Here is a 12,335-nt window from a genome sequence, read left to right as displayed (position 1 = left end):
CTTTACATTAAATGCAAAAAAGAGAAAAGAGACAGGGACAAACACCTTGCAGCAGCAGCCTAATTTTCATGAATTTCTATTTAATCGATAAATGCGTCATTCATCCGCATTAATAGTTTGCCAAACAGCTCCTTTTCTTCATTTGACCATTCCTTTAACATACTATGATAGCGTTCAAGGCGCATTTGCTTATCAGTTTGCAGCATTTTTTTTCCACGTGGTGTGATGTCAAATAGGCTGACGCGTCCATCCGAAGGATCAGAGGAACGGGAAATAAACTTTTTATTTTCTAAAGCACATGCTTGTCTAGACAGAGTTGAAATGTCGAGTTTAAATGCTTCTGCCAGCTCTTTTACACGAGCTGGTCCAAATTCATCTAATTGCCGCAATAATAAATAAGCTGATCTTTCTAGATTTCCTATTTTATTTTCAGAATTATCAAGATAGACGGCTCGTCTAATAAAGGTAGTAAGCTCATATTCAATCAATTCAATTGAATTTTTTTCTTGCATTATAATCTCTCCTTACAAAATCATTCATTGACAAAGAAATATATACTTGTATAATACAAATGTATATATATAGTTGTATAGTACAAGTAAAAGCAGGTAAAGTAAAGGATGTTTATATAGTTAAATGTTAGACAACATGACAAAATAAAGAGAGGAGGACAGCTGTTCTTTATCTATAGGACAGCGACCTATAATGAAAGTGATACGAATCATTTTACAAATCGCGATTCTTTATGCTTTTTCTATGATTGGCGAAGCTTTTCACCACATGCTTCACCTGCCTATTCCAGGCAGTATTATAGGCTTAATTTTAATGCTCATTTGCTTAACGTGCAAAGTTGTTCCCATCAAAGTGATTGAAGACGGAGCAAGCTTCTTGTTATCTTTTTTACCTTTATTATTCATACCAGCTATGGCAGGAGTGATGAATTATCCTTCGCTTCTTTCAAGCAGCGGAGCGATTTTATTTTTAATTATTGTGCTTAGTACAATCATTACGATGGCTGCCGCGGGGGCTGCTAGTCAACTTTTAGAAAAGAAAGCGAACAAACGAAAGGAGAAACAACAGTGCAAGAATTCTTTATCGCGCTCTTTATAATCATAGCTACAGTTGCTCTGTATCTAGTCATGGCAAAAATATACGTACGGTTCTCTTACCCAATCCTTATTCCAGTTTTAACTACAACCGTATTCGTTATTCTTCTTTTGCTTGCCTTTCATATTTCCTATGACGAGTATATGATTGGAGGCAAATGGATTAATTCACTTCTGGGGCCAGCAGTTGTTGCATTAGCGTATCCACTGTATAAACAGCGTGAGATGCTAGTAAAATACAGCATTCCTATTATTGGAGGAGTGTTTGTAGGATTATTTGCAGGCATGATTAGCGGACTCGTGTTCGCTGAAGTATTCGGCATTGACCGAAGCCTGATTTTATCCATTGTTCCTAAGTCTATTACCACTCCCGTTGCAATTCAAATTGCCACGGGACTAGGAGGGGTTCCATCCATGACTGTGGTATTTGTTATGATTGCAGGCTTTTCGGGAGTAATTCTTGGACCTTTACTTTTAAAGTGGATTCGTATTAAAAGTTCTTTAGGAAAAGGAATTGCCCTAGGCAGCGCTTCTCATGCGCTAGGAACTTCTAAAGCATTTGAATACGGTGAACTAACGGTATCGATGAGCTCGGTATCAATGACGTTAAGTGCTGTACTGGGGTCGGTTTTTGGGCCGATTGTTGTCTGGCTATTCCAAGTGTAAAGTGAGATAAGTAAATACAGAAAACAATCCTGTTTGAGTTCAAACAGGATTGTTTTCTCTGTCAAATTACGAATTTTATTCGCAGCAAACTTTCAGTTGTGCGGCTCTTGCTCTGGTACTATAATAAAAAGAAAGAAAATTCATAAAATAACCGCTTTTTTGTTATTTTTAGGAAGGCTAGTCAATTGTCGGTTGGGTAAGTAGGCTTAGTCAAGGTTATATACGCAGTAAAAATAGCAGAAAAGAGGAGCTGAGCGTATTTTATGAAAGAGGAACTCGTGTATATAGGAAAAAAGATTATTGAACATAAATATAGCTTGTCAGAAAAATTAGCCGAACGATTAGATTCTACGCATACGCTAAGTCTAGAGGAATTGAAGGAAAAGAAAATTTTGAAGTGGCGAGTGTTAATCATGGAATACTTTGGAAGATCCCTATTTGAAGAACAAGAGGATGTACTTAAACTTGTTAAAGAATGGGCACTAGAAACGGGAAAATATGCGGTGGAAAAAAATATTCCGTTAGAAAAAGCACTGGGTACCTTACCAATCTATCGCAGCGTTATTTGGGATGTATTTACAAGAGAACTAGAGGAGCATCAGTTTGCTGCAATTACTATGCTGCATGTCAGTGAACGGATTGATCCGCTTTTAGATACGGTAACATGTGTTTTTGGTCAAATTTATGACGAGCATAATCGATACATGATGAATTTAGCTTATACGTCACTAGAAGAACTGTCAGTTCCGCTTGTACCTGTCACAAAAGGGATTGCTATTATGCCGATTATTGGAGAAATTGATACCCACCGCTCGCAAGTTATGATGGAAACCTGCTTGAAAAAAGGGACAAGCCTTCAATTATCCTATCTTATTTTGGATATTTCAGGTGTCGTGATTATTGATACAATGGTAGCAGATAATCTGTTCAAAATTCATCGATCTCTCAAATTAGTAGGAGTGGAAGCTATTATAACAGGGATACGACCGGAAATTGCCCAAACGGTAGTGAAACTAGGAATTGATTTTAATCAAATTAAAACAGAAGCAAATTTAGAAGCAGCGCTTTTAAAAATTGGTTTTAGACGTCCTGAAGAACATAGCCGCGCGCATGTGTCATCACGGCGAATAAAATGACCGGAGATGAACACGCGGCACCTGTGGTACATATGTAGAGATTCATTCTTCTAAACGTCGGTAGGAAATATGGATTTCAGCAGATAGAAAGTAAGCGCATAGTAAAAAAGCGGATGTTAATTAACATCCGCTTTTTTACTTAATAAATGCCATATGCCATGGTAGCACGAAAGCATAAACGAGGAAGTATACCACTATTGAATAGATAAAAAACCAGCCGTTTAAATGCATATAGCCACTTTTAATCATTCCGTATTCTATGAGTAGTGAACCAGCGCAAAAGAGAAATGATAAAACCCATTTATTTTTAGCTGTTAAGTAAGTCAAAAATAAAATGGAAAGGGAAGGTGGAATAAATGTATAGCTTAGAATATCTCCAAGTCCTGTAACTTTTGGATCTCCCAAATCAATCATGTTAAAAACACGCGTAATGATAACATCACAAAGCCATCCGACAAATCCAACTACGCTAAACGTGATATAAAAATCTCGCCAAGTTAGCTGTCGTTTAAATAAAACAAGGGCAAGAATAAATAAACATAAACTAACGGTAATCGGAAACCACAAACCATGTGCAGATAAGTCTAAATGCTGAATTGCTTGCTCCAACATTGTTCACCTCAAAAGGAAGAGTTAGTGTTGAAGTTAGCCTATGTTATGGAAAGTATTTTATACATTTTCTACGCGTTGCGTGTATATTCTTCTCGCAAGATTGAATATAACTTTAAGTCTTGGTGAGCTCCCTTAATAAACATGGCTTTTCGAATCGTTCCTTCATAAGACATGCCGATCTTTTTCATCACTTTCTCAGAAGCGGCATTTTCAACAAAGCACCTCGCCTGAATGCGCACTAAATCCATTTCTTCAAATCCAAACGCAATTACTTTTTCAGCTGCTTCCGTAACAAATCCCTTATTCCAATATGCTTCAGAAATCGCATAGCCAATTTCCGCAATGCGATGAGTAGGGTTCCAAGTGACAAAGTCAATGGTGCCAATACATTTTTTTAAGGCTTTGATTTCCATAGCCCAAGGAGAAATGGATTGGTTGCTGTACTGCTTTAGAACGAAGGAAACAAACTCTTTTGTATCTTGAAGCTTTCGGTGCTTTTCCCAATTTACATATCTGCTTACCTTTTCATTTGAGGCATATTCAAACATGTCACGCACATCTTTTTTTGTAACTTTCCTCAAGCGGAGTCTTTCGGTTTCTAGTGTGGGTAAATTTCCATATATATCTTTTACTTGAATCATAAAGTTGTCTCCTTTCCCAGCAAGAAGTGGATGAAGTGTTGATAATAATGTTTCATAGAAGCTGCAGCATTCCAAGAATACGCTTTCTATTTCATTTGCTTGATTCTTTAATTGTAAAATATTTCATTGGTGAGTGTAAGAGGTCAAATGGGTTTTAAAAAAATAAAAAATTATTTTTCCTGTTCATAATCAGTTCACATATGCTTGTTAGACTAAAGTCAGAAATTACGAAGGAGTGAAATGAAACACATGAACAGTGAAGTGAAAGAAGAACGAACTTCAAATAAAAACAGAATAGACTTATTTTTAGTTCCCATTGTTTTAATTGCAGCGTTTTTGAACTTATTTAAAATTTGGACAGATGAATACGCCAATGCTTATTACACGGCAGCTGTCAAAAGTATGCTTCAAAGTTTTCATAATTTCTTTTATGCATCTTTTGATCCAGGAGGCTATGTAACGATTGATAAGCCGCCGGTTGTATTTTGGATTCAGACAATTAGCGCTAAAATATTTGGATTTCACGGATGGAGCGTCATTCTACCGCAAGCATTGGCAGGCATCGGTTCAGTCCTTTTACTATACGTGCTCGTAAAACGTACGTTTGGCGTATGGGCTGGGAGATTTGCTGCTCTTGCCATGGCTCTGACGCCAATTGTGCCTGCGGTAAGCCGAACAAATAATATCGATAGTATGCTTGTATTTACATTACTAGTAGCAACGTGGATGTTATTTCGTGCTGTGCGTACGGCTAAATTTGGCTGGGTGTTAGCAGCTTTTGCGATGATTGGTGTTGCATTTAATATGAAAATGCTTCAAGCATACATGGTTTTACCAGCATTTTATGTTTTCTATGTAGTGGCAACCAAAATCACTTGGAAAAAGAAAATTGCTTTTTTGACAACAGCGACTGCACTAATGCTCGCGGTTTCTGTCTCATGGGCAGTTGTGGTAGATTCTACTTCTGCTGATAAGCGCCCTTATATGGGAAGCAGTCAAACAAATTCAGTTCTAGAGCTTGCTTTCGGATATAACGGTATTAATCGTTTAACTGGAAATACAAGCGTGACGGGAAGCGGTCATAAACAGCCTGCTCAAACTGAGCAGCAAACAGCAAGCAGTGAAACAAAACAAACTAGTAATTCAAGTGCTGATTCTTCACAAAGCTCAAATCAAAGAAAGAGCAGCTCTTCTCAAAAAATGCAGGCTCCAGGTGGAGGGAATCAAAACGGAATGTTCAACACGGGGAATCCTGGTCCATTCCGACTATTTCAAAAAGGGTTATCAGATCAAATCAGCTGGTTATTACCATTTGTAATCTTTTCAATCGTGGGTCTATTTGCCGGAGTAAAATTTAAAGGCCCTTACACGACAAAACAAAAAGAAAGTTTATTTTGGTTAGCGTGGCTGCTACCAGTAGCTGTTTTCTTTAGTATCGCAGGATTTTTCCATCAGTATTATTTAATTATGCTGGCACCTCCAATCGCTGCATTTGCCGGAGCGGGAGCAGTAGCTTTATGGAGCATGTACAAACAGCATAATGGCTGGAAATCATGGCTGCTGCCAGGTGGTATTTTAACAACAGCAGCACTTCAAGTATATATTATGTCTCCTTATGTCAGCTCAATCGGCGTAGCGCCAATTGCAGGTGTAGGAGCACTGGGCGTCATTTTAGCTCTTGTTTTAGCTGTTCGTAAACAGCGTAAAAATTCGTTGACGAACTACCTAGGAGCCGCAGCGATGGTTGTCTTACTTGCGATGCCGGCGTACTGGGCGATGACACCAATTATTTATGGTGGAAATAGCATGCTTCCATCAGCAGGTCCTGATTCTTCAAGCGGTATGGGAGGACCTCCAAGCACAGCTACAAATAGCAAACAATCTGGTTTTAACGGCATGCAGCCTCCAGGAAGCTCTAGCGGCAATTCATCATCGAACGGCGGTCAAATGCCGGGCGGTTCGTCCAATAATGGTCAAATGCAGCCGCCAAGCGGTTCTTCAAACAGTGGTCAAATGCAAATGCCAGGCGGTTCGTCCAATAATAGTCAAATGCCAAATAGCTTTTCAAGCAAATCATCCTCTTCAAAACGAAAAAGTGGAGGGATGAACGCAGAAGTAAATCAAAAGCTACTAAACTATTTAACAAAAAATAATACAGGCGAAAAATATTTATTTGCCACAACGGACTCAACTTCAGCTGCACCTTACATTATCAAAACGGGCAAGCCAGTAATGGCAATGGGTGGATTTAGCGGTTCAGATCCAATTTTAACGGTAAGTAAATTAAAAGCCATGATTAAAAAAGGTGAAGTGAAATATTTCTACTTGTCTGGAATGGGCAAGGGAGGTCAATCTGACGTTATCACTTGGATTAAAGACAATAGTAAGGAGATTCCTTCTTCCAAATGGCAGTCTACGTCATCAAGTGCTCAGCAAGGGCCATCTGGAAACGGAACACTATACGAAATAACGCTTAAATAAGGAGGGCATGAACATGAGTTCCATTGTTAAATATTCTATTGTTATTCCTGTCTACAACGAACAAGAAGTGATTCATGAAACCTACCGCCGTCTCACAGAAGTGATGCGTTCAACGAAAGAAGCTTACGAGCTTCTTTTCGTGAACGACGGCAGTAGAGATCGAACAGCAGAAATCATTAAAGAGTACAGTGAGCAAGACCCAGCGGTTGTTTTATTAGATTTTGCCCGTAACTTTGGTCATCAAATTGCTATTACAGCGGGTATGGATTATGCAAGAGGAGAGGCGGTCGTTGTGATTGATGCTGATTTGCAAGATCCGCCCGAATTGATTTTAGAGATGATTGAAAAATGGAAGCAAGGGTTTGACGTTGTATACGCTAAGCGTACAAAGCGAAAAGGAGAAACATACTTTAAAAAACAAACGGCTGCTATGTTTTATCGCTTCTTACGTGCGATGACCGATATTGATATTCCACTTGATACAGGGGATTTCCGTTTGCTAGATCGCAAAGTGTGCAATCAAATGAATAGCATTCAAGAAAAAAATCGCTTTGTTCGCGGATTAGTAAGCTGGGTTGGCTTTAAGCAAACAGCAGTAGAATATGAGCGAGACGAGCGTTTGGCCGGGGAGTCGAAATACCCTTTGAAAAAGATGCTGAAGCTTTCAATGGATGGTATTACATCTTTTTCATATAAGCCATTAAAGCTAGCTAGCTATGCTGGTGTAACTCTATCTGGTATCGGCTTTATTTATCTTTTAGTAGTGCTGTATTTGAAGTTATTTACAGACAGCACCATCACCGGGTGGTCGTCATTAATTGTCATTCAGCTATTCTTTAGCGGCATCATTTTAATTATTCTTGGTATGATTGGAGAATATATTGGCCGCATCTACGATGAAACAAAAAATCGTCCACTCTATATCGTCCGTGAAAAGTATCAGCTTGAAACACGCAAGGAAGTATCACTTCGTGACTAACAAATGGATATCTTTTATTAAATTTGCGTTAGTAGGAGTTGTAAATACACTGATTGATTTTGTAGTATACGCACTTTTAACAACAATCGGTGTTAACTACATACTAGCACAGTGGATTTCATACAGTGCGGGCATCTTAAACAGTTATGTCATGAATCGCAAATGGACGTTTGAGAGAAAAGAAAAAAGCAGTAAGCGTGAGGTGATTTCATTCGTGATCGTAAATTTGATCACTTTATCCCTAACATCATTTCTGTTGACTGTTCTATATAATAAATGGGGTATATCGCTGCTAATCAGTAAACTTTTAATTACAATCGCAAGTGTCGGTATCAACTTTATTGGTACTAAATTATTTGTATTTACTACTAAAAAAGAAAGAGGGATTCATATATGACGATAAAAAAAGCAGTTATTCCAGTAGGCGGTTTAGGAACTCGATTTTTGCCAGCGACAAAAGCGCAGCCGAAAGAAATGCTGCCAATTGTCGATAAGCCTGCTGTACAATATATTGTAGAAGAAGCTGTGAAATCAGGCATTGAAAGTATTATTTTTATTACAGGGCGAAACAAAAAATCAATTGAAGACCATTTTGATAAATCAATTGAGTTAGAGCAAATGCTTGAAGAAAAACACAAGTTTGACATGTTAAAAGAAGTACAAACGATCTCATCAATGGCCAGCATTCACTATATTCGTCAAAAAGAGCCGTTAGGACTCGGTCATGCTATTCTTTGTGCCGAACAGTTTATTGGAGATGAGCCGTTTGCTGTTCTTCTTGGAGACGATATTATGACTTCTGAAGAACCTGCGCTCAAACAGATGATCCAAGCATATGAAACGACTAATCAATCAGTTATCGGAGTTCAAAAAGTGGATGTTGAAGAGGTATCAAAATACGGAATCATTCAGCCGAAAAATAAATCTGGCAGCCTTCATGAAGTGAATGACTTGATTGAAAAACCATCGATAGAACAAGCTCCGTCAACTATTGCCGTTATGGGCCGCTACATTTTAAATCCTTCTATTTTTTCTTATCTAAAAACGATTGAAAGAGGGGTAGGAAATGAATTACAATTAACAGATGCACTGCGTGTGGTATGTGAAAAAGAGCGATTGTTTGCTTTTGAACTGGAAGGGCAGCGCTTTGATATTGGAGATAAGGCAGGCTATATGAAAGCGATGGTAGAAGTTGCGTTAAAGCGCAGAGATTTACGTCACACGTTTTTATCGTATTTGGAGGGGATTGTAGAAAAAGAACGAGCAAACAACTTCAGTTACTAAGTGTTAATCAGTTTGTTCATATTCAGTTCATATTTGAAGTGTAAAATCATTGTATGATCTTATGCGGCTCTCTGTTTGGTATAAACAGAGAGCTTACTGTGCGTAAAAGCTGGACAAACTTAGGAATAGGGAGAGACATGTATGATTCAAATATTAGTTGCAGATGATGATCAACATATTCGAGAGCTGATATCATTATATTTAGAAAATCAAGGATTTAAAATTATAAAAGCAGCAGATGGTGAAGAAGCATGGACGAAAATGGAAGAGTTTCGAATTGATCTAGCAGTCGTTGATATCATGATGCCATTTAAAGACGGATGGGAACTAACAAAGGAAATTAAGGAGTATTTTGATATACCGGTTTTAATGGTAACAGCTAGAGGCGAATCGCATGATAAGCTAAAAGGATTTGATATCGGAACAGACGACTATGTCGTGAAGCCTTTTGATCCTCAGGAAATGGTTGCTCGTGTAAAGGCTCTTTTACGCAGGTACCGAGTAGAAGCTAACAATGTAATCTATATGGGGAATATAAAACTAGACCGTACCAAATTAGAGATGAGTGCAGGAGAAACAAGCGAACAGCTGCCGTTAAAAGAGTTTGAATTACTGTTCACGCTCGTTAGTTCTCCAGGAAAGATTTTTACTCGTGATCAGCTTATTCAATTAATTTGGGGATATGATTATGAAGGCGATGAGCGCACGGTAGACGTTCACATAAAACGTCTGCGAGAGAGGCTTAATCATATGAAAAACGTCGGTATGGAAATCAAAACAATTCGCGGATTAGGTTATAGAGCAGAAGGGTGTTAACGTGAAATCAATTTATGTAAAGCTGGTTCTGTCGTTCATCATTACAATTTTATTGAGCGTTGTGATTACCGTTGTCGTTACGACATTTCTTAGCAAGCAGAAGCTCGAAATGCGATTAGGTCAGGATATGGTGAAGATGGGAGAAGATTTTATTGATTTGTACGGAGCAGAAGACTCCGACAAAGCTGCAAGGTTTTTATCTAATTCATCATTCATTCATTTTTCGTTTATTATTATTGATGATCAGCATGAAGAAAAAGTATTAGGACAGCCAGGACCGCCTATTCCAATTACACCGAAAGAAGTAGATCAAGTATTAGACGGGAAGCGTTATTCTAATTTAAACGAGGAAAAAGATGATCGTCCACAGCCAAACGTAGTGGGTCTTCCTTTTAAAGAAAATGGACGGTCGTATGCTCTATTTATTCAGTCTCATCCACAGCGGCAATTTTCAGTTATTCAAGATGTTCAAAATATCCAGCTTATTACGATTTTATTAGTGGGTATTGTATTATTTGCATATGTTTCAATGATTATTATTAAACCGATTAAGCGTCTCAGTACAGCGATGAAAGTGGTCGGACAAGGCGAATACAATGTGCAAGTCGAGCACGCAGCGAATGATGAAATCGGTCTGTTAACTAAAAATTTCAATCAAATGACTAAAGAATTAAACAAAATAGAAACGATGAGGCAAGAGTTCATTGCTAGCGTTTCGCATGAAATTCAATCACCGCTGACCTCTATTCGCGGTTTTTCAGCGGCACTTAAAGATGATATCGTCAGTGAAGATAAAAAGATACAATATTTAACGATTATTGAAAAAGAAAGTACAAGACTTTCTCAGCTTAGTTCCAATTTGTTAAAGCTTGCTTCTCTAGACTCTGAACATCAAACGCTAATGCTGCAGCCATACCGCCTGGATGAACAAATCAGGCATGTGGTCATGGCTTTAGAACCTCAGTGGACAAAAAAGAACATAGAAATTGATCTTGATTTATCCAATGTTCAAATGGAAGCAGACAAAGATTTGTTAGAGCAAGCGTGGCTAAACTTAGTAACAAATGCTATTAAATATACGCCTGAACATGGATTTGTGAAAATATCCATTTCTCTAAAAAACGAAGAAATAGACGTGAAAATAAAGGATAATGGAATTGGTATTGCCGAAGAAGATCAAAAATATATTTTTGAAAGCTTTTATAAAGTAGATAAATCGAGAACGTTAAAAGGAAGCGGCCTCGGTCTAGCCATTACAAAAAAAATTGTTCGGCTGCATGAGGGCGCAATACGTGTTGAAAGCAAAAAAGAACAAGGAAGCATCTTTACGGTAACCCTGCCTATCCAAAAAAATAGGACTAAAAAAGACTCGTCTGTGTAAGTTCATGCAGATGAGTCTTTTTTATTGGGTCAAAGATATAAAAAAATTTAATAATATCTATTTATTTTTTTAATCCCTACTTGACATATAGGTAAAGTGTAAATAATATAGATAGTATAAATCTTTTGAAAAAATTGGGATGCTAAAGAAGCTGATCGGTCAACCGAAGGCTCATACTTGTTCGCTACTAGTGTGGGCCTTTTCTGTACATTGGTTGTGGTCATTAAAATCTCAATCTTCAACTGAACATATGGGGAGGATTACCATGTATTTATCTTCTGCACATTATACAAGTACTTATAGATGTTGTTCGCTTTGTTTATTCAACTGCAACTAAAATATAAATTTATCTATGAATAGGAGAATGATAAAATGGCTTCAATTACACAAGAAAAATTAGATTATATTGTTAAATTACTAACTGAAATCAACTATGGATCTGTACTAATTACTCTTCACGACGGACAAATTACTCAAGTGGACAGTACGGAAAAAAACCGCTTTTTAGCTAAAAGCAAAGTAGCAAGCCACAAATAAGTCTAGTTAAATACTTTCTCCACAAACATGGAAGAGACGGCCTAGCTATTGAAGTCTTTGGCAGCAAAGTGGGAGTACTGTATCAAGTATAGAAAATATGCATATCCAAAGAATAATTGACTTTTTATTGATGTAAGATTTAGAATTTTTAGAATTAAAATTGTGTTATAGGTTGTCTAAGTATAACGATAGGAAGTGTAAAGCTGCTGAAGCAGCAGCTTTATACTTTTTAAAATGATAAAGATCTGACAGTTTCATCCTTGTGCTGATCGGGTTACCGAAGGCTTCTAACCTATGTTAGAAGCCTTTTTTATTTTTAGATGAATAGAATAGGAGGAATAAAGATGGAAAATTTATTACGAGCAGCGGTGCGGCAAAGAAAACAATACCTCATTGAAGAGTTATTAAAAAAAGGGGTTTACAAAAAAGAAAACCATCATCTTTTTGAACTCACGCTCTCTGACTTAGAAAAAGAGTATCAGACACGCAGTAAGTAAGGAAAACACGTAAAAAGAACTAAAATAAGTGTAAAAAAGATTAAAAACCTAGTTGACTAATAGGTAAAGTGTGTTTATTATAAAAACAAGAATAAATTGTCTTTTCAGAAAGTATCTTCTTTTTATTCTTACGAATAAATTTAATAAGAATAATTTAAGAGCATATACGCTGATCAGACTAACTGAAGGCTGCTTCTCT

The 12,335-nt window shown here is 37.4% G+C and carries 14 protein-coding genes; 11 read left to right on the top strand and 3 right to left on the bottom strand.

Going from position 1 to position 12,335, the window contains the following annotated elements; all coding sequences use genetic code 11:
* Positions 1-80 precede the first annotated feature (80 nt).
* Positions 81-512, bottom strand: a complete 432-nt coding sequence (locus AC1D0Y_RS13220) for a MarR family winged helix-turn-helix transcriptional regulator (RefSeq protein WP_477707689.1) — start codon at positions 510-512, stop codon at positions 81-83.
* 193 nt (positions 513-705) lie between these two features.
* Here AC1D0Y_RS13220 and AC1D0Y_RS13215 point away from each other — a divergent pair, with 193 nt between their 5' ends.
* The 3 genes from AC1D0Y_RS13215 to AC1D0Y_RS13205 all read left to right on the top strand — a co-directional run bounded on the left by AC1D0Y_RS13215 (position 706) and on the right by AC1D0Y_RS13205 (position 2,908).
* The gene (locus AC1D0Y_RS13215) at positions 706-1,110 is read left to right on the top strand and encodes a CidA/LrgA family protein (protein ID WP_060747352.1); all 405 of its coding nucleotides are present in this window, start codon (positions 706-708) and stop codon (positions 1,108-1,110) included.
* Positions 1,080-1,772 (top strand): LrgB family protein, encoded by a 693-nt coding sequence (locus AC1D0Y_RS13210; protein ID WP_028408715.1) that lies wholly within the window; start codon positions 1,080-1,082, stop codon positions 1,770-1,772. The genes AC1D0Y_RS13215 and AC1D0Y_RS13210 overlap by 31 nt, the downstream gene beginning before the upstream one ends.
* A 263-nt stretch (positions 1,773-2,035) precedes the next feature.
* Positions 2,036-2,908, top strand: a complete 873-nt coding sequence (locus AC1D0Y_RS13205) for an STAS domain-containing protein (protein WP_028408714.1) — start codon at positions 2,036-2,038, stop codon at positions 2,906-2,908.
* 135 nt (positions 2,909-3,043) lie between these two features.
* Here the strand turns inward: AC1D0Y_RS13205 and AC1D0Y_RS13200 are convergent, their stop codons facing one another.
* The gene (locus AC1D0Y_RS13200) at positions 3,044-3,520 is read right to left on the bottom strand and encodes a hypothetical protein (RefSeq protein WP_060746230.1); all 477 of its coding nucleotides are present in this window, start codon (positions 3,518-3,520) and stop codon (positions 3,044-3,046) included.
* A 68-nt stretch (positions 3,521-3,588) separates the two neighbouring features.
* On the bottom strand, positions 3,589-4,161 hold the full coding sequence (locus AC1D0Y_RS13195) for a GNAT family N-acetyltransferase (RefSeq protein WP_014460341.1): 573 nt from the start codon (positions 4,159-4,161) through the stop codon (positions 3,589-3,591).
* Positions 4,162-4,401: 240 nt separating this feature from the next.
* Between AC1D0Y_RS13195 and AC1D0Y_RS13190 the strand changes: the two genes are divergently transcribed.
* The 8 genes from AC1D0Y_RS13190 (at position 4,402) to AC1D0Y_RS13155 (ending at position 12,136) form a co-directional block, all read left to right on the top strand.
* Complete coding sequence (locus AC1D0Y_RS13190) at positions 4,402-6,642, top strand: glycosyltransferase family 39 protein (protein WP_217598794.1); 2,241 nt, start codon at positions 4,402-4,404, stop codon at positions 6,640-6,642.
* Between the two features lie 13 nt (positions 6,643-6,655).
* Positions 6,656-7,621: a glycosyltransferase family 2 protein gene (locus tag AC1D0Y_RS13185; protein WP_028408710.1), complete on the top strand. Its 966-nt coding sequence runs from the start codon at positions 6,656-6,658 to the stop codon at positions 7,619-7,621.
* The gene (locus AC1D0Y_RS13180) at positions 7,614-8,018 is read left to right on the top strand and encodes a GtrA family protein (RefSeq protein WP_043982148.1); all 405 of its coding nucleotides are present in this window, start codon (positions 7,614-7,616) and stop codon (positions 8,016-8,018) included. The genes AC1D0Y_RS13185 and AC1D0Y_RS13180 overlap by 8 nt, the downstream gene beginning before the upstream one ends.
* Positions 8,015-8,905, top strand: a complete 891-nt coding sequence (gene galU, locus AC1D0Y_RS13175; RefSeq protein ID WP_217598795.1) for a UTP--glucose-1-phosphate uridylyltransferase GalU — start codon at positions 8,015-8,017, stop codon at positions 8,903-8,905. The genes AC1D0Y_RS13180 and galU overlap by 4 nt, the downstream gene beginning before the upstream one ends.
* Before the next feature lie 141 nt (positions 8,906-9,046).
* Entirely contained in the window at positions 9,047-9,721 is a 675-nt protein-coding gene (locus tag AC1D0Y_RS13170; RefSeq protein ID WP_028408707.1) for a response regulator transcription factor, read from the top strand.
* 1 nt (position 9,722) lies between these two features.
* Positions 9,723-11,102, top strand: coding sequence for a sensor histidine kinase (locus AC1D0Y_RS13165; protein ID WP_217598796.1), 1,380 nt, complete (start codon positions 9,723-9,725; stop codon positions 11,100-11,102).
* 372 nt (positions 11,103-11,474) lie between these two features.
* Positions 11,475-11,639 (top strand): YezD family protein, encoded by a 165-nt coding sequence (locus AC1D0Y_RS13160; RefSeq protein ID WP_013056824.1) that lies wholly within the window; start codon positions 11,475-11,477, stop codon positions 11,637-11,639.
* Positions 11,640-11,983: 344 nt separating this feature from the next.
* On the top strand, positions 11,984-12,136 hold the full coding sequence (locus AC1D0Y_RS13155; protein WP_034275894.1) for a Fur-regulated basic protein FbpA: 153 nt from the start codon (positions 11,984-11,986) through the stop codon (positions 12,134-12,136).
* The last annotated feature ends 199 nt before the right edge of the window (positions 12,137-12,335 follow it).

This window comes from Priestia sp. P1_B12_1 (genome assembly GCF_056406695.1).
The sequence above is the reverse complement of the archived record's forward strand: the minus strand, read 5'-3'. Positions and strand labels throughout refer to the sequence as shown.